Consider the following 16,397-nt stretch of genomic DNA (forward strand, 5'->3'; position numbering starts at 1 on the left):
GGCGCGCAGGTCCGCGACGGTCATCTCCAGGTACGGCCAGGACGGCAGCCGCGCACCGACATGACGGACGGTGACGCCCTGGTCGTAGCGGGGGGCCGCCAGCAGCAGACCGGAGACGAGCTGGCTGGAGGTGGACGCGTCCACCGTCACCGCGCCACCGGGCAGGTGCCCCCGGCCGTGCACGGTCAGCGGCATCCGGTCGCCGTCGATGGCCGCGCCCAGGGTCCGCAGCGCGTCCAGCAGAGGGGTGAGCGGACGCTCCCGCATGCGCGGGTCGCCGTCGAAGACCACGTCGCCGTGTGCCAGCGCGGCCAGCGCGGGGGTGAACCGGGCGACGGTGCCGGCGTTGCCGCAGTCGATCCGGGCAGCCGGGGCCGCCTGGAGCGGGTAGCGGCCGTGGACCAGCCAGTCATCGTGGTCATCGACGACGGCGACGCCGAGCTCGCCGAGGGCGGCGGCCATGAGCAGCGAGTCGCGGGAGCGCAGCGGCCTGGTCAGCCGGCTGGTGCCGGCGGAGATCGCGGCGAGGATCAGGGCGCGGTTCGTCGCCGACTTGGACCCGGGCATGGTCACGGTCGCGTCGACCGGCCGGTCGGCCGTCGGCGCCGGCCAGGGATCCGTGGGTACGTCCGTGGTGACGGTCACCCGTTCAGCATGCCGGACGCGGACGCCCGGCAGGCGCCACCGGGGCTGTCAGCCCGCGGCCGTACCCGTTCGCGTGCCGGCGATTTTGATCAGGGCTGGTAGTGGGGGCCGCGGAGATGTGATCGCGCCGCTTGGAAACATGGTTCGGTGGCGCCCGGGTTCCTGTCCCGGTCCGAGGCTGGCATTGCCGTCAACCGTCAACCGTCAACCGTCTAGCGAGTACGTTGAGTACTTGACGTACTTCTGGTGTCTGGCCTAGGAGGTTGGATGACCGCCGTGCACTATGACAGCTACACCGACGCTCGCGCCCACCTGAAGGATCTGTTGGACGCGGCGGAGCGGGGCCGGGTCGCGACGGTGCGGCGGGACAACCGGATCACCGCGTTTGTGGACCAGGAGCGTCTGCGGCATTTCCTGGCCTCGGTGAGCCCGTCTCGCGCCCAGGTGGTGGCGGAGGCGGGCGGGTGGTCGATCCTCATTCCCGGGTTGCCGGTGGCCGCCGACGGGGCGGATCTGGACGAGGCCCTGGACGAGATGATCGTCGCCCTGCGGGAGTATGCCGAGGACTGGCAGGATCGGCTCCTCGACGCCCCCAACCACGCGACCAACTGGGGTCTGGTCCAGTTGGTCACTCTCAGTAGCGACGTCCAGCTGCGTGAATGGCTGGTCGGGCCGGTAGGGTGATCTTTTCTCAGCCGGCCCGCGAGGCGCACGAGAAGTTCTGCCGGGCCGAGCAGTGGACCCAGGTCCGGGACGCACGCGGACGGACCGGCACCCACCACGTCACGTTCGAACTCGCCCTCGCCGACGGACGGGTGCTGCGTACCCGTATCTCGCACCCGGTCGACCGGACGGCGTACGGGCCGAGCAGGTGGAGCCACATCCTGCGCGATCAGTTGGATGTCACGGAGGACGAGTTCTGGACGTGTGTGCGGGACGGCATCCCGCCCAAGCGGGGCGCCCCGGACGTGCCCGCGCAGGCCCTGCCGGCCGAACTCGTGTATCTGCTCAGGCAGCGGGTCGGCCTTGGCGAGGCTGAGATCGCGGGCATGACCAGGGACGAGGCCGTGACACGGCTCAACCGGTACTGGACCACAGGATCATGACCGCCGTGGCGCGGCCTGGCGGGGCATGACCGCTGGACGGCCGGGAAGCGGCGACGGCCGTCGCCGCGGGCTCAGTCGGGGCGGCGGGCGCTGGCGACCAGGTGGATGCCGATCGACTCGCCCTCGCGTTCGGCCGAGAGATCGACCTCGGTGCGGACCAGGGTGGGAAAGCAGGAGACGTCGGAGGCGACCGCGCGGGTCACCGCCTCGGCCGAGAGCACCGTCCGCGGGCGGATCCAGTCGACGTCCAGGCCGGCGCTGGTCAGCAGGGCGCGCAGCTCCTCCGGCCAGAAACAGCGGGTGATCGACCCGTCCTCGGCCGGGACGAGGACGACGTCGGCGCGCGGGACGTCGGACAGCTCCGCCCAGCGGTGCTGCTCGGCGAGCCGGGCCAGGCCCAGCAGCAGCGAGTCGACGCACAGCAGCAGCCGCCCGCCGGGGCGCAGCATACGGTGGATCTCTTCCAGGGTCGTCTCGGTGGCCAGGCAGAACGACAGCGCGCGGCCTTCGGCCAGGACGGCGTCGAAGCTCTCCGGCGTGAACCAGTCAAGCGACCGGGGGTCACCGGCCACCTGCACCAGCCGCCCGGGGCCGGTGATGTCGCCCGGCCGGACCGCGGTGAGCCCGCCGGCCGCGCCGGGACGCACGGAAGCCCCGCCGGAGCGGGCATGGCCGTCCGCGCGCCTGCCGGCAGCGCGGGCCCCCGAACGGTCCGGGGCCGGGACGACGCGCACGACGTCGTGCCCCGCCGCGACCATCTGGCGTGTGAACCTCGTCCGTGGGCCGGAGACGTCCAGGACCCGGATCCGTGGCATCGGCAGCCAGCTGGCCAGCTGGGTGGCGGCGACATCTTCGTAGAACGCCCAGTACGGATCATCGCTGTCCGTGGGGGCCTCATAGACGAGGGTCGGCGTTCGTCCGCGCGACTGATCTGGCTCGGCGTCGAGACGCGGCAGCATGGACCTTTCCTACCCTTCAGGGGGGAAGATGCGAAACAAGTCACACACACTCACGGGAAGTCTGACAGATGCACACGGGCAGCGGTGACATTTTTCTCCCGGGTACGACCACGGCCGGCGCCTCCTCCACCGATCGGACTTCCCTGGAAGTGGACGGCGCACGGGTCTTCCTAGTTCCCGCGACCGGGGCACCGGCGGGAACTGTCGTCCTGCTGCACGGTGCCGCCAGCGGGACGGATGTCGGCGTGTTGTCCGTGCTGGCGCGGCGGCTGCCGGCGCGCGGGGTTGGGGTGGCCCGCCTGGAGATGCCCTATCGTGTCGCCGGCCGCCGCGCGCCGGACCGTCCGGCCCGGCTGGACGCGGTGCTGCACGCGGTCATGGACGCCCTGGGGCGGCCGCGGCCCGTCGTCCTGGCCGGCCGTTCCATGGGATCGAGGGTGGCCTGCCGCTGCGCCCGCACGACCGGGGCCGCCGGAGTAGTGGCCTTCGGCTTCCCGCTGTGTCCCCCAGGACGGCCCTCCGCCTCGGCCAAGAAAGATTTTGGCCGAGGCTTTGGGCAGGATCCCCCAGGACGGCCCTCCGCCTCGGCCAAGAAAGATCTGGAGGAGGCTGCCCGCGACGGTGGGCGGGAGCCGCGGGGGAGCCGGCCGTCGCGCCTGCCCGAACTGCTCGCCGCCGGCGTCCCCGTGCTCGTGCTCCAGGGGGACCGGGACACCTTCGGCATGCCCGGTCCGGACCCGGCCCGGCACATCGAGGTGCATGTCCTGGCCGGCGCCGACCACGCCATGCGGACACGCCGCAAGGACGGCCGCGACGAAGCCGAGGTCGTCGACGAGGCGGCGGCCGTCGCGACAGAGTGGATCATTGCCCGGCTGGCCTCCGCCAGGCCGTGAGCGTCCGGCGGGCGCCGAGGCGCCGAGGCGCCGTGCTCCGCGGTAGTTCTGTCGTGACGCCGTAGTTCTGTTGTAACGTTGTGAAGATTGCAGGTCTATGGTGGTTGATGGCAGTAAATGTCATCTTGTCGGCTTTTTCGTGTTCTCGTGTTGCTCTTCCCGTGTACTTGTGGAGGTGTGAGGGCGGCCCTGTCACGCGTCCGCCGAGGCCGGGGCTCGGGGGCCGCCGGGAATCCGACGGCTGGTCGGGCGGTTACGCCACCTGCAGAGATTCTTGGAGCCGTCCGCGACGCGGGAGAGCAACGGGCCGGGCTGATCGTTTCATGGTCCGCCGGCCCCCATGATCGTGTTGGTTCCGGCCGGCGGGGACATCCATTCGGAGGTTCGATGACTGCCCAGTTCGCAACCGGGCTGGCGGGCCGGTGGCGACACGACGATGTTCGCGACGGCGCGCCTGTTGTGCCGTCCGTGGCCGAGGCCCCTGGGCCGCTGGTAGCCTGTGCCCGCGTCACCGCGTCGACGCCCGCTCCGGCGCCCCGTCCGCATGATGGCCTGCTCGGCCCTTCCGGCCGGCGGCCAGACGTCCCGGAACCTGCCGGTACCGATGGCTTTTCCGTACGCGCGTACGCACCGGCCAGGGTATCGTCCGTTCCAGGAGCCGCCGGCACGTCCGTGAGCCGGTATCCCGCGGACGACCCAAGGAACGAGGGAGTGGTCCTGGTCGACGAGACCGTCGAGGAGCGCAGCAGCCGCTTCGAGCGAGACGCCCTGCCTTTTCTTGATCAACTTTATGCGGCGGCGCTGCGGATGACGCGTAATCCGGCCGACGCCGAAGACCTGGTGCAGGAAACCTTCGTCAAGGCGTTCGCCGCCTTCCACCAGTTCCAGGAAGGCACGAACCTCAAGGCGTGGCTCTACCGCATCCTGACGAACACGTTCATCAACACCTACCGCAAGCGTCAGCGCCAGCCGTTGCAGAGCCCGACCGAGCAGGTCGAGGACTGGCAGCTCGCCGACGCCGAGTCGCACACGTCCAGCGGCCTGAAGAGCGCCGAGACCGAGGCGCTGGAGCACCTGCCGGACAGCGATGTCAAGGAGGCGTTGCAGGCGTTGCCCGAAGACTTCCGTATTGCGGTGTATCTTGCGGATGTAGAGGGGTTCGCCTACAAGGAGATCGCGGAGATCATGGGTACCCCGATCGGTACCGTGATGTCACGCCTGCATCGCGGCCGTCGTGGGCTGCGTACCGCTCTTGAACACTACGCCCGGGAACGCGGCCTGGTCCGGGCCGGCAGCTCCGAGACCGACGGTGGTGGATCGTGAGCTGTGGGGAGCCGCACGCGGTCGACTGTCGGAAGATCCTGGAAGCGGTCTACCTCTATCTTGACGGCGAGATCGATTTCGAGCACAAGCACCTGGTTCGTTCCCATCTGGACGAATGCTCCCCGTGCCTTCGGGAGTTCGGGGTGGAACACGAGGTGAAGCTGCTGGTGGCCCGCAGGTGCGGGGGGGAACGCGCACCCGAGTCGCTCCGGGAGAGCGTCCTGGAACGGCTGCGGGCCGCCCGTATCGACGCGGATACGGCGGAGTTCCGCGCCGAATAAGGACTGAACAAGACTGGAGCAAGGAGGTCGGCCGTGACGGCCGGCCGTCCGACCGGCGGTTAGGCTCTTGTGCCGTGCGTATCCTCGTCACCGGCGCGGCCGGTTTTATCGGTTCCACGGTCACTGACCGTATGCTCGCCGACGGCCATGATGTCGTCGGGGTCGACGATTTGTCCACCGGTCGACTTGAGAACCTCGGCCCCGCTCTGCGTGACCACCGGTTTTCCTTTGAGAAGGTGGATATCACGTCCACCGAGCTGCCCGGTGTCGTCGGGCGGGTCCGTCCCGACGTCGTCCTGCACCTGGCGGCCCAGATCGACGTGCGGGTGAGCGTCAGCGACCCACTGCTCGACGCCCGGCTGAACGTACTCGGCACGATCAACGTGCTGGAGGCGAGCCGGCTCGCCGGCGTCGGGAAGTTCGTCCACACCTCCTCCGGCGGCTCGATCTACGGGACGCCGCGGCACCTGCCGGTGGACGAGACCGTGCCGGTGGCTCCCGAGTCGCAGTACGCCGCGGGCAAGGCGGCCGGTGAGCTCTACCTGTCCGTGTACCGCTCCACATACGGGCTGGCCACGACGGCACTGGCGCTGGGGAACGTCTACGGCCCCCGCCAGGATCCGCACGGCGAGGCCGGGGTGGTGGCGATCTTCGGGACGGCGATGCTCGAGGGCCGCCCGACGAGGATCTTCGGTGACGGCACGACCACCCGTGACTACGTCTTCGTCGGCGATGTCGCGGACGCCTTCGCCCGGTCCGTCCCGCCGGATGCCGCCAACGGCGAACGCCTCAACATCGGCACCAGCACGCAGACGACCGTCCGGGACCTGCACCGCGCGATCGCGGGGATCGTCGGCGTGGCGGACGCCCCCGAGTTCGCCACGCCCCGGCCCGGTGAGCTGCAACGGATCGCGCTCGACATCGGCAGGGCGGCCCGGCTGGTCGGCTGGCGGCCCCAGGTCGACCTGGACAGCGGGCTGCGGCAGACAGTGCAGTGGCTGCGGACCCGTACCACCACCGGCTGACCAGCGCCTCTTCCCGGCACGTCCCCGCCGCCTGCCTGCCGCCGGGCGGCGGGTTCCACGATCGCCACCGGCCAGCCGCCGTTGTGTGCTGATCGCTGTGCGCCGGCAGCTGTGCGCCGGTCGCTGTGTTCCGGCTGGTTGTCGACCGGTTGTCCGCGCTCCTGATGGTTCGGGTTGTGGCCCGGTGGATTGTCACCGGGCCATTGCCGCTCCCGGCCGGTAGCTTCGCGGCCACGCGCGGGACGCGAACGGCGTCACAGATCCGTACGCGACAGATCCGTACGCGACAAATCCGTGACCGCCCGTGCCCGAGTTCGCCCGTGACCCGAAGAACATCACCCGCAGAACGCCAGGTGTCCGGATGGCTCAGGTGTTCGGGCGCTTGCCGTGGTTGGCCTTGCTCTTGGCACGTGCGCGCCGCTTGCGCTTCTTCTTCGCCACGTCGGGAACCTCCTTTCCGCTCCGGCCATCCTGCCAGACCCACGCCTTGGCCCCCGTCCACCACACCCCGCCCCGTCCATCCGCCGAGCGGGATCCCATCGTCGCCCACCGGTCACCCGGCTCGCCTGAACCGGCTCGCCTGAACGATGTGAATCGATGCCGCTGCCCCAGTGGCGAACTCACATCGTTCCACCGCCTGCCCGCTGATCGCGGCGGAGCCGTGGGCCGTCCGTTCCTTTTCCTTACCGGTCATCGGATGATCGGTAAGCCGTCGTGACGGCCGGCTCTTCCGCCAGGGGCTCCCGGGCGGTGGCGGAGCCGCTGTCCGGGGGGAGCCGGGATGCCAGGGTCCGGCGGGCCCGGACCGGCGCGACCGCGCCGAACATGCCGACGCCGGCGGCGATCAGGACGTCGCCGATGCCGACGACGGATCCCGCGCCGGGGAACGCCAGCGGGATCACGTCGGTGGCCGGGCGCAGGACGGTGTCGTCACCGCCCGGCGTGTGCCGGGCGGAGGCGTATATCTCGCTGGCGGGCACGCCGGCCCGTTCGGCCGCCCACAGCGACACCGGCATCTGACCGCCGTTGGCGAGGATCACCACGGTGTTCAGCGCGATCCCGGCCCACAGCAGGCCGACGCCGGGCAGCCGGGAGTTCGCCGCGGCGAACAGCACGACCGCCACCGTGGCCAGCGCCCACGAGACCGCGTGCAGGCCGGGGATGAGCCGGCCCGCGCTCAGGGCCGCGACCGTGGCCACGAACATCCACGGGCGTGCCACATAGATACGGACCAGAGCGTCCAGCGTGCCACCGCGGACCAGCCCGATGATGACACCGCCCACCAGGGCAAGCACAAGGAGAACGAACACACTCGTAGTGTGCGTTGTCCGCGGGGCCTTCGGCCGCAGGTGTGGCATTCCGGCATGTCCGGGTCGCCGCGGCCGGCTCTCCGCCGCCGTGCCCCGGCTGTGCCGCCTGGCTGTCCGTGCCGGCCGCCCACCCGTCCAGTGAAGATCGTTGACAGTTCCGGAGAGGGCCCGGGCCGGGAGTTGTTACCAGCGTGTCAAGAAATTGGGTGGATCGGTGCTCGAACAGGGGCTTTCTTTGTTGACGTGGCGCGCAGCGGTCGGGCGTCGACGCACACTACGCTCACGCTGTGCACATGTCCGCACCGGAGCAGGAACGCTCGGAACAGGGAAGGGGAGCCGTGGCCGAGGAAGTTCGGGCCGAGATGGTAGCCAACGTGTGGAAGGTCGTGGTCGGTGTCGGGGACACCGTGTCGGCCGGTGACACGCTGGTGATTCTCGACTCCATGAAGATGGAGATCCCGGTACTCAGCGAGGACGGCGGCCGGGTCGCCCAGATCGCGGTGCGGGAGGGGGACGTCGTTCAGGAGGGTGACCTGATCGCCCTCCTCGACCAGCTTCCGGTGGCCTGACCAGCCAGGTCCGCGACGAAGCGGGCCCGGGGGCGAGCGGGCCCGGGGGTCAGCCCGCGATCGTGCCGTGTTCGACGCAGCTGGCCGTCCAGCCGGTCGGGGTGATCTGGACGATCATCCGTCGTCGGCAGGTCCGGCAGAACCGTGGCGGTTCCAGCAGCCGGGCCTGGGCGCAGATGTCGTGCCCGCTGTCGGCCAGCGGCCGTCCGCACCGGTCGCAGAAGGCCGTCTCCGCCGCGCCGGGTGACCCAGGGAGCGGGCCGCGTCGGGCCTCCCCGACCGGCTGTGCCGGTCCGGGAGGCCCGACGGGAGCGGCAGAAGCGTGATCGGGCGGCCAGTGGCCTGCCGGCGCCCCGGGCGTGGGAGAAGCGTGATCGTTTCGCCTCTGACCCTCGGTAGTCATGGTTACGAGGGTAGAACATCGGGCGGCTCGGCCGACGTTCTGCCCGCGGCCGTTCTACCCGTCACCCGCCGGCCCGTCACCCGCCGCCACGGCTGGCCGCGGCGGCGCCGGCCTGCTCAGGTCCCGGCCGTCCCGGCCGTTCCGGGCTGCCACGGCCGGGACGGTCAGTGATCAGAACGTGGACTGCATGGACTTGATGGGCATCTTCAGGTCGGCAAGCATCTCCAGATCCGCCTCGGCGGGCCGTCCCAGCGTGGTGAGGTAGTTGCCGACGATGACCGCGTTGATGCCGCCGAGCATCCCGTCGACAGCGAGGTCACCGAGAGTGATCTCACGTCCGCCGGCGTAGCGCAGGATGGTGCGCGGCAGCGCGAGCCGGAACGCGGCGATGGTGCGCAGCGCCTCCTTCGGGCCGACCACCGGGAGATCGGCGAACGGTGTGCCCGGCCGCGGGTTGAGGAAGTTCAGCGGTACCTCGTCGGGCTCGAGCGCGGCGAGCTGGCCGGCGAGTTCGGCCTGCTGCTCCAGCGTCTCGCCGACCCCGATGATGGCGCCGCAGCACAGCTCCATGCCGGCGGCCCGCACCATCTCGCAGGTGTCCCACCGCTCCTGCCAGCTGTGCGTGGTCACGACCTGGGGGAAGTGCGAGCGCGCCGTCTCCAGGTTGTGGTTGTAGCGGTGGACGCCCATCGCGGCGAGCTCGTCCACCTGCTCCTGGGTGAGCATCCCGAGCGAGCAGGCGATGTTGATGTCGACGGCGGCACGGATCGCCTCGATCCCCGCCCGGACCTGGCTCATCAGGCGCTTGTCCGGGCCCCGGACGGCGGCGACGATGCAGAACTCGGTCGCGCCGGTCTCCCGGGTCGCCTTCGCGGCCTCGACCAGCGACGGGACGTCCAGCCAGACCGAGCGCACCGGTGAGTCGAACTTGCCGGACTGGGAGCAGAAGTGGCAGTCCTCCGGGCAGCCGCCGGTCTTGAGGCTGACGATCCCCTCGACCTCGACCTCCGGGCCGCACCAGCGCATCCGCACCTCGTGCGCCAGCGCCAGCGCCTCGCCGATCCGGTCGTCGTCGAGCCGCAGTACCTGGAGGGTCTGCTCGGCGGAGAGCCCCTGGCCACGCTCCAGCACCTGCTCGCGGGCGACCTGGAGGATGTCGGCGACCGGCGCGTTCCCTCCTGGGCTCCCGGCGGCCGTCGGCTGGTCGGCCGTCGGCCGGGTCGGTGTCGGCGGTTGCGTCGGCGGGGTCACGGGCACGGGCACGGTGGCTACTGACGGCGGCAAGGCGGTCTCCTGTGGTAGTTCGGTTACGGACCGTCGATTCGTCCGAGGATCCGGATGGCCCAGGTCCGTGAGGTCCCCGGGATGGTAGGCGGGCCGAGACAAGTCACGGTCTGTGGCTCTCTCGGAAGTCGTGGGCGTCGAAGGTGCCACCGAGGGCGGGCGCCAGGCAGACCCGGGCGGTGGCGCGGAACGCCGCGGCATCGGCGTGCCCCGCGCCCGCTGGCAGCGCTCCGGCGAGTGGGCGCGCGGCGAGCATCTCCATGTCCACGATGTTCGAGCGACAGGCGAGGTCGGGGGCGGCCGGCCAGGAGCCGATGACGAGCCCGGCGAGATCCAGCCCGCGGTTGGCCAGCGCCTCCAGGGTCAGCGCGGTGGTGTTGAGCGCGCCGAGCCCGGCCTCGCTGACCAGCAGCACCGGCGCGGCCAGCGTACGGGCGAGATCGGCGACAGTGCTGCCCTCGTCGTCGTAACGGACCAGCAGCCCGCCCGCGCCCTCCACCAGGACGAGCCGGTAGCGCTCGGCGAGCTCACCCACGTGCCGGGCGACGTCGGTGAGCTCCACCGGGGCACGCCGGTGCAGGCGGGCCGCGGCGGCCGGCGACAGCGCCGCCGGGAACCGGGCGTACTCGTACAGCCCCTCGACCCCGGACAGGGCGCGCACATGGTCGAGGTCGCCGGGCTCGCCGGGCTCGACACCGGTCTGGGCGGCCTTCACCACGGCGACGTCGACGCCCCGCTCCCGGGCAAGGGTGGCCACCGCGGCGGTGACGACCGTCTTCCCGACCCCCGTCCCGGTTCCTGTCACCACGAGAACCGTCATCCGGGACATCCGGGACAGCCGGGACGGCCGGGCGTGCCGATGGCCGCGGCGAAGGCGTCGGCGGCCCGGGCCAGGTCGGTGGCGGTGAGGTCGGCGCGGGCCGCGACCCGCAGCCGGCTCGTGCCCGGGGGCACGGTCGGAGGGCGGAAGCAGCCGACGGCCACCCCGTGCGCACGGCAGGTCTCCGCCGCCCGCACCGCGCGTTCCGGCTCGCCGAGGACGACCGACACGACCGCGCCGGCCGGCCGGGGCGCGCCGGTGAGGTCGGCCAGGTGGCGGGCGTGCCGTCGGACGTCGTCCGCGAGAGCCGGGGTCGTGGTGAGGATCCCGAGCGCGGCGAGCGCCGCGCCGGCGCAGGCCGGCGCCAGCCCGGTGTCGAAGATGAACGTGCGGGCGGTGTCGATGAGATGCGCGCGCACGGCCGGCGGGCCCAGCACGGCGCCGCCCTGGCTGCCCAGCGCCTTGGACAGGGTGATGGTGGCGACCACGTCCGGCTCGCCGGCGAGCCCGGCGTCCGCGAGCGCGCCCCGCCCGCCGGGGCCGACGACGCCGAGGCTGTGGGCCTCGTCCACGACCAGCAGCGCGCCGTGGGAGCGGGCGACCGTGTGCAGCGCGGCCAGCGGGGCCAGATCGCCGTCCGCGGAGAACACCGAGTCGGTGACCACGACGGCGTGCTGCCACGACCGTTCGGTCAGCGCCGCGTCGACCGCTGCGACGTCGGCGTGCGGCGCGATGACCACCTGCGCCCGGGACAGCCGACAGGCGTCCACCAGCGACGCGTGGTTACGCTCGTCCGAGACGATGAGGTCGTCGGGCCCGGTGAGCGAGGTGAGCACGCCCAGGTTGGCCGCGTACCCGGAGGCGAAGACCAGCGCCGAGGCGAAGCCGGTGTGTTCGGCCAGAGCGTCCTCAAGGTCGCCGTGCAGGGTGGTCGTCCCGGTGACCAGCCGGCTTCCGGTGGAGCCCGCGCCCCAGGTGCGCAGTGCCCGCACCCCGCCCTCGACCACCTCGGGGTGGCGGGACAGGCCCAGGTAGTCGTTGCCGGCCAGGTCCAGCGGGCGGGTGGGATCCCCGCCTGCCGGGTCGCCCGGCGTGCCTGAGCCGGGCGCGCGCGGGCGCACGACCCGGCGCAGCCCGGCTTCTTCCCGGCGCCGGGCATGGCCGTCCAGCCAGCCAAGCGGATCGGGGACCGCCTTGGTGGTATGCGGGTGCACACCAGGAAGCCTAGGTCAAAGGTGACGCGATCATGGTTTTCGTGTTGCCGGAGACACTGAAGTCGGCCCGCCGAAGGCAGCGCGATCATGTTTTCGCGCTGCCGGAGGCGCTGGAACCGGTCCCGCCGAAGGCAGTACGATCATGGTTTTCGTGTCGTCGGGAGAGTGACCGGATCATGGCGGTGCCGTGATCCGGGAAAGCTGATCGGGCACACGTGCTCCGAGCCGGCGCCGCGTCTGGCAATCTGCCTGCGTGGGAACGCTGGAGGACCTTCTACGCGAGAGTACCGATCTTGGTGCGGACGACATCGACCATCTGCACGCCCTGGTGGCCGACTGGGCGCTGTTGGCCGACCTGTCCTTCGCGGACCTGCTGCTGCTCGTGCCCAGCCGGGCCACGGCGGCTCGCGGCGGAGCCGGCCCGGGAGCCGAGTTCCTGGTGGTCGCGCAGGTGCGGCCGACCACCGGGCCGACGGCATACCACAACGACGAGGTCGGCAGCGTTGTGATCAACAGATGGGTGGTGCAGAACTCGTGGCGCGAGCACCGGATCGCCCGGGAGGGTGAGCCGGAGTGGGACGGCGGGGTGCCGGTGCGCACCGAGGCGATCCCGGTCCTGCACGCCGACCGGGTCATCGCCGTGCTGGCGCGGGACACCAACCTGGCCACCACCCGGACGCCGAGCGCGCTGGAGTCGGCGTACCTGCAGTGCGCGAACAACCTGGCGCTGATGATCGCCGAGGGGGCGTTCCCGTTCCGGGGCAGCAACGCCGAACTGCCCGAGGCGCCGCGCGTCGGTGACGGGATGCTGCGCCTGGACGGCTCGGGGAAGGTCATTTTCGCCAGTCCGAACGCGCTGTCGGCGTACCGCCGCCTCGGCTACACCGGCAACGTCACCGGTGAGGACCTGCGTTCGGTGCACCGGATGCTGAACCTGCCCGCGACCACGCCGGCCGTGTGGCACGCGATCGGGCGCCGCCGTCCGGTCGAGGTGGAGCTCGCGGTCGGGAGCACGGTGGTGCTGCTGCGCGCGATCCCGCTGTTTCCCGGCGCCACCCGTGAGGTGCTGGTCCTCGTCCGCGACGTCTCGGACCTGCGGCGCCGGGAGGCGCAGCTGCTGAGCAAGGACGCGACCATCCGCGAGATCCACCATCGGGTGAAGAACAACCTACAGACGGTAGCGGCCCTGTTGCGCCTGCAGATGCGCCGTACCAAGGTGGACGAGGCGCGCCTGGCGCTGCGGGAGTCGGTGCGGCGGGTGACCTCGATCGCGGTCGTGCACGAGACCCTTTCGCAGAGCCTCGGCGAGTCGGTGCCCTTCGACGAGATCGCTGACCAGATCACGTCGGTGACGGTGGACCTGGCTTCGACCGGGACCAGGGCGAGCACGACCCGCAGGGGATCGTTCGGCCAGCTGCCCGGTGAGCTCGCCACGCCGCTGGCACTTGTGCTTTCCGAGCTGCTGCAGAATGCCGTCGAACACGCGTTCGATGGTTCGGCCGGTTCGATCGAGCTACGGGTCCGGCGGTATCCCGACCGGCTGGACGTGGTGGTCGCCGACAACGGTGCCGGGCTGCCCGAGGACTTCCAGCTGGAGCACTCGCCCCGGCTCGGCCTGCAGATCGTGCGCCAGCTTGTCCTCGGTGAGATGCAGGGAGCGATCCGCCTCCAGGCGGGTGCGGAGCGCGGTACCGAGGCCCTGCTCTCCATCCCGCTGCGCGACTGAAAAAATTTTTCCAAGATCGGTGTTATGAGGACCGTCGAGGTGGGTACAGCACCACCGTGCCTGGCGCCGTCCCACCCCGTCCTGGCCTGTCGTTTTCTGCCATTTCAACACCGGTCCAGCGAGTGCCGTCGGCTTCGCTGGCAAACGACGCGGACACGGACAGAAGCAGCTCCAAGGCACACGACAGCATCCCGGTGGCCCATACCTCATGGCATGGCCATCTGGGAAGTCGCCGTCCGGCTCGAGCTGGGGTGGTGCCTGCGGGTACTGCTCAGGCGGTGCGGACGCGGGTGCGCGCGGGGCGCTTGAGCGCTCGGCGTTCATCCTCGCTCAGACCGCCCCAGACCCCGGAGTCCTGCCCGGTGTCAAGAGCCCAGCTCAAGCAATCACTTGTCACGGCGCACCGCCGGCAGACGGCCTTTGCTTCTTCGACCTGGCGTTCAGCCGGACCGGTAGTACCGATCGGGAAGAAGAGCTCGGGATCCTCGTCGCGACAGAGCGCTCTGTGGCGCCAGTCCATGCGTACAACTCCCTCTCTCGTCTCGAGCCACACTGCACGTGAGACGCTTTACGAGCCGCCACGGTTGTGTCGCACTTTCCGGCCGCCAAACGGCTGCCGGGCCCGCGCGGCTTCTCGATCTTTCGACCGGATGCACCGTCGCGTGTGAACCCGAGGTGTATGGGGTCATCCACCTCGGACATTCGCCACCCTCCCACCGCAACTGGCATGGGCGCAAGGACCTGCAAGTGGCTTCCCACCCCTTACCGACCCCTGACCACCCGGTTTCGTCCGTTAGAGACACAGGTGGACCACTCTTTGCGGCGGATCGGACGACGGTGACACACAGACCGTCCTAGTACCGCCAACTCAGGGAACACGCACGCCTGGCAGAGCCAGGACGGCATGCCGAATTGGCATTCGCGGTTGTCACCCCGGGTTTCTCGCGCGGTTCCCGGGCCCGGAGCCTTCCGGATCTCCGACCGGCTTCCGGCCCGCGGGCGGGCCAGGCAGTGATCACGCACTTCCGGCGTTCCGACGCATCCGGCCTCGCCAGCCCTGGCGTTACCGGGGGCGCGGCCGTGATGGCATCGTTGGCGCATGCAGGTTCTTGGTCACCGCGGTAGCCGGGTCCCCGGTCCGGAGAACACCGCTGAGGCGGTGGACGCCGCGTTGCGCGCTGGCGCCGATGGTATCGAAGTGGACGTACGGCGCAGCGCCGACGGGGATCTGGTCTGCGTGCACGATCCCCGGCTGCCGGGGCGGCTGACCGGCCGGGCCGTGATCCGCCGGACGACCCGCGAGCTCACCGGTCTGGGCGTGCCCACCCTGACCGACATCCTCGACGCCTGGGACGGCCGTGGCCGCCTCGTTCTCGAGGTCAAGAACCAGCCGGGCCAGCCCGACTTCGACGCCCCCCGGGAACGGACCGCCCGGGCCCTGGTCGAGCTCCTGCGCTCCCGCGGGCTCACCCGGGCCGCCGACGGCGCGTCCGGGGCGGTGACCGTCTCCTCGTTCGACTGGTTCGCGATCGAGGCGGTACGCGACGCCGGGATCGGCGTGCCCACCGCGTTCCTCACCATGCCGCGGATGTCGGCCAGCGGCGGCATCGCCTACGTGCGCTCCGCCGGCCATCAGGAGCTGCACGCCCACATCTCCTCGGTGCTCGGCTCCCCGGACGTGCCCGAACGGGCCCGGGCGGCCGGCGTGGGCCTGGTGACCTGGACGGTCACCTCGGTGCGGGAGGCCGACCGGCTGCGGGCCGCCGGTGTGGACGGGGTGATCTGCGACGACCCGGCCGAGGTCGTCCGAGGGCTCGGCCGGGGAGCGGCCTGAGCGGGCGCCCGACGGCAGCGAGCCGGCAACCCCTCGACCAGGGGGCTCCCCGCCCGTTCCCGGCTCCGGCTCCGGCTCTCGGGCGGGCGCTCGCGTCCGGCTCAGGCGATGACGGGCGCTCAGCCGATGACGCGCAGCGCCCTCGGCTCGGACCGCAGCGTCACCCGGGTCTGCGGGCCGATGTACTCGCCGTCCATCTGGAACGGCAGCTCGCGCGCGGCCGTCAACGTGATCGTGCGCTGGTCGTGCAGCGTGTAGACGTTCTTGCCGTGGGGGCCCCGGGCGCTGTGCAGCATCTGCAGGCCGGCGTGGGCCGTGCGCGCGAGCGTCGGCCGGTACAGGCCGAGAAGGTCCAGGCCGGTGTCGAACGAGGCCGCCGGGCAGGCGCGTACCAGCTGGGAGTCGAAATACGTCCAGGGCGTCGTGTTGCACACCACGGCGGCCTGGACGGTGTCCGGCCGCGCGGCGCCCGGGCCGGCCACGTCGACGGCCGCCCCGGCGGCCCCGGCCGCCTGGCCCGGTTCGCCGGTGGTGATGGTGATGGGCGGGCGCCGGCGCCCCGCGCCGCGGACGAAATGCCCGAGCGCCGAGCGCAGGTACAGCCCCGGGGTGTTGCGGCGCCCGTGTACCCGCTTGCGCTCCACCCGTTCGACCACGGCCGCGTCCACGCCGAGGCCGGCGCAGAACATGAACCACCGGGACTGGCTGGTGCCCGACCGGCTGGTGAAGGTGGCGTGCCCGAGGCCGATCCGGCGGCTGCGCCCTTCGCGCAGTGCCTCCAGGAGCTCCCCGGTGGCCTCCACCGGGGAGGCGGAGTAGCCGAGCGCGCGGGCGAAGACGTTGGTGCTCCCACCGGGCACCACGGCCAGTGCCGGTGCGCCCGGGACCGGACCCGCCCGCAGGAGGCCGTTGGCGATCTCGTTGACCGTGCCGTCGCCGCCGAAGGCGACGACGAGGTCGACACCGGCGTCGGTGGCGCGCTCGGCGAGCTCGATGGCGTGGCCG

At 71.5% G+C, this 16,397-nt stretch carries 19 protein-coding genes; 9 read left to right on the forward strand and 10 right to left on the reverse strand.

The window, feature by feature from the left end; genetic code table 11:
- Positions 1–645 (reverse strand): 3-phosphoshikimate 1-carboxyvinyltransferase (locus AC5LUJ_RS05735; RefSeq protein WP_493464586.1); only part of this gene is annotated, 645 nt, incomplete at its 3' end.
- 267 nt (positions 646–912) lie between these two features.
- Here AC5LUJ_RS05735 and AC5LUJ_RS05740 point away from each other — a divergent pair.
- A complete protein-coding gene (locus AC5LUJ_RS05740) occupies positions 913–1,329 on the forward strand; it encodes a hypothetical protein (RefSeq protein ID WP_250281798.1) in 417 nt (138 codons plus the stop codon).
- Complete coding sequence (locus AC5LUJ_RS05745; RefSeq protein WP_250281796.1) at positions 1,326–1,751, forward strand: hypothetical protein; 426 nt, start codon at positions 1,326–1,328, stop codon at positions 1,749–1,751. The genes AC5LUJ_RS05740 and AC5LUJ_RS05745 overlap by 4 nt, the downstream gene beginning before the upstream one ends.
- 71 nt (positions 1,752–1,822) lie before the next feature.
- On the opposite strand, the gene AC5LUJ_RS05750 is transcribed toward AC5LUJ_RS05745, so the two are convergent.
- Positions 1,823–2,710 carry a methyltransferase domain-containing protein gene (locus tag AC5LUJ_RS05750; protein WP_250281795.1) on the reverse strand — a complete coding sequence of 296 codons (888 nt, stop codon included), beginning with the start codon at positions 2,708–2,710 and terminating at the stop codon, positions 1,823–1,825.
- A gap of 68 nt (positions 2,711–2,778) precedes the next feature.
- Between AC5LUJ_RS05750 and AC5LUJ_RS05755 the strand changes: the two genes are divergently transcribed.
- The 4 genes from AC5LUJ_RS05755 to AC5LUJ_RS05770 all read left to right on the forward strand — a co-directional run bounded on the left by AC5LUJ_RS05755 (position 2,779) and on the right by AC5LUJ_RS05770 (position 6,232).
- Positions 2,779–3,603 (forward strand): alpha/beta hydrolase family protein, encoded by an 825-nt coding sequence (locus AC5LUJ_RS05755; protein ID WP_250290129.1) that lies wholly within the window; start codon positions 2,779–2,781, stop codon positions 3,601–3,603.
- A gap of 711 nt (positions 3,604–4,314) precedes the next feature.
- Complete coding sequence (locus AC5LUJ_RS05760) at positions 4,315–4,926, forward strand: sigma-70 family RNA polymerase sigma factor (protein WP_043602969.1); 612 nt, start codon at positions 4,315–4,317, stop codon at positions 4,924–4,926.
- The gene (gene rsrA / locus AC5LUJ_RS05765; RefSeq protein WP_250281793.1) at positions 4,923–5,207 is read left to right on the forward strand and encodes a mycothiol system anti-sigma-R factor; all 285 of its coding nucleotides are present in this window, start codon (positions 4,923–4,925) and stop codon (positions 5,205–5,207) included. Before AC5LUJ_RS05760 ends, rsrA begins: the two co-directional genes overlap by 4 nt.
- Before the next feature lie 74 nt (positions 5,208–5,281).
- Positions 5,282–6,232, forward strand: a complete 951-nt coding sequence (locus AC5LUJ_RS05770) for an NAD-dependent epimerase/dehydratase family protein (protein ID WP_250281792.1) — start codon at positions 5,282–5,284, stop codon at positions 6,230–6,232.
- 366 nt (positions 6,233–6,598) lie between these two features.
- Here AC5LUJ_RS05770 and AC5LUJ_RS05775 read toward each other — a convergent pair whose 3' ends face one another.
- Positions 6,599–6,673, reverse strand: coding sequence for a 50S ribosomal protein bL37 (locus AC5LUJ_RS05775; protein WP_369299096.1), 75 nt, complete (start codon positions 6,671–6,673; stop codon positions 6,599–6,601).
- A 242-nt stretch (positions 6,674–6,915) separates the two neighbouring features.
- Positions 6,916–7,542 (reverse strand): DUF5317 domain-containing protein, encoded by a 627-nt coding sequence (locus AC5LUJ_RS05780; protein WP_250281789.1) that lies wholly within the window; start codon positions 7,540–7,542, stop codon positions 6,916–6,918.
- Between the two features lie 338 nt (positions 7,543–7,880).
- On the opposite strand from AC5LUJ_RS05780, the gene AC5LUJ_RS05785 reads away from it, so the two are divergent.
- A complete protein-coding gene (locus AC5LUJ_RS05785; RefSeq protein ID WP_250281787.1) occupies positions 7,881–8,111 on the forward strand; it encodes a biotin/lipoyl-binding carrier protein in 231 nt (76 codons plus the stop codon).
- A 49-nt stretch (positions 8,112–8,160) separates the two neighbouring features.
- Here the strand turns inward: AC5LUJ_RS05785 and bsaP are convergent, their stop codons facing one another.
- The 4 genes from bsaP to AC5LUJ_RS05805 all read right to left on the reverse strand — a co-directional run bounded on the left by bsaP (position 8,161) and on the right by AC5LUJ_RS05805 (position 11,832).
- Entirely contained in the window at positions 8,161–8,514 is a 354-nt protein-coding gene (gene bsaP, locus AC5LUJ_RS05790) for a biotin synthase auxiliary protein BsaP (RefSeq protein ID WP_445548264.1), read from the reverse strand.
- 171 nt (positions 8,515–8,685) lie between these two features.
- Complete coding sequence (gene bioB, locus AC5LUJ_RS05795) at positions 8,686–9,798, reverse strand: biotin synthase BioB (RefSeq protein WP_445548265.1); 1,113 nt, start codon at positions 9,796–9,798, stop codon at positions 8,686–8,688.
- A gap of 103 nt (positions 9,799–9,901) precedes the next feature.
- On the reverse strand, positions 9,902–10,618 hold the full coding sequence (gene bioD / locus AC5LUJ_RS05800; RefSeq protein ID WP_250281784.1) for a dethiobiotin synthase: 717 nt from the start codon (positions 10,616–10,618) through the stop codon (positions 9,902–9,904).
- Entirely contained in the window at positions 10,615–11,832 is a 1,218-nt protein-coding gene (locus AC5LUJ_RS05805) for an 8-amino-7-oxononanoate synthase (protein WP_493464587.1), read from the reverse strand. Before AC5LUJ_RS05805 ends, bioD begins: the two co-directional genes overlap by 4 nt.
- Before the next feature lie 253 nt (positions 11,833–12,085).
- Here AC5LUJ_RS05805 and AC5LUJ_RS05810 point away from each other — a divergent pair, with 253 nt between their 5' ends.
- Entirely contained in the window at positions 12,086–13,558 is a 1,473-nt protein-coding gene (locus tag AC5LUJ_RS05810) for a sensor histidine kinase (RefSeq protein ID WP_250281780.1), read from the forward strand.
- Between the two features lie 271 nt (positions 13,559–13,829).
- Here AC5LUJ_RS05810 and AC5LUJ_RS05815 read toward each other — a convergent pair whose 3' ends face one another.
- A complete protein-coding gene (locus AC5LUJ_RS05815; RefSeq protein WP_013872459.1) occupies positions 13,830–14,078 on the reverse strand; it encodes a WhiB family transcriptional regulator in 249 nt (82 codons plus the stop codon).
- Between the two features lie 579 nt (positions 14,079–14,657).
- Between AC5LUJ_RS05815 and AC5LUJ_RS05820 the strand changes: the two genes are divergently transcribed.
- Positions 14,658–15,392 (forward strand): glycerophosphodiester phosphodiesterase, encoded by a 735-nt coding sequence (locus AC5LUJ_RS05820; RefSeq protein ID WP_250281778.1) that lies wholly within the window; start codon positions 14,658–14,660, stop codon positions 15,390–15,392.
- A gap of 119 nt (positions 15,393–15,511) precedes the next feature.
- On the opposite strand, the gene AC5LUJ_RS05825 is transcribed toward AC5LUJ_RS05820, so the two are convergent.
- The coding region (locus AC5LUJ_RS05825; RefSeq protein ID WP_493464588.1) for a diacylglycerol/lipid kinase family protein at positions 15,512–16,397 on the reverse strand (886 nt) is incomplete at its 5' end.

Source organism: Protofrankia sp. CiP1_Cm_nod3, assembly GCF_982290655.1.

Coding starts and splice junctions, on each gene's coding strand:
- AC5LUJ_RS05820 (WP_250281778.1), top strand. CDS start 14,658: ATGCAGGTTCTTGGTCACCGCGGTAGCCGGGTCCCCGGTCCGGAGAAC.
- AC5LUJ_RS05740 (WP_250281798.1), top strand. CDS start 913: ATGACCGCCGTGCACTATGACAGCTACACCGACGCTCGCGCCCACCTG.
- AC5LUJ_RS05755 (WP_250290129.1), top strand. CDS start 2,779: ATGCACACGGGCAGCGGTGACATTTTTCTCCCGGGTACGACCACGGCC.
- AC5LUJ_RS05815 (WP_013872459.1), bottom strand. CDS start 14,078: ATGGACTGGCGCCACAGAGCGCTCTGTCGCGACGAGGATCCCGAGCTC.
- bsaP (WP_445548264.1), bottom strand. CDS start 8,514: ATGACTACCGAGGGTCAGAGGCGAAACGATCACGCTTCTCCCACGCCC.
- AC5LUJ_RS05750 (WP_250281795.1), bottom strand. CDS start 2,710: ATGCTGCCGCGTCTCGACGCCGAGCCAGATCAGTCGCGCGGACGAACG.
- bioD (WP_250281784.1), bottom strand. CDS start 10,618: ATGACGGTTCTCGTGGTGACAGGAACCGGGACGGGGGTCGGGAAGACG.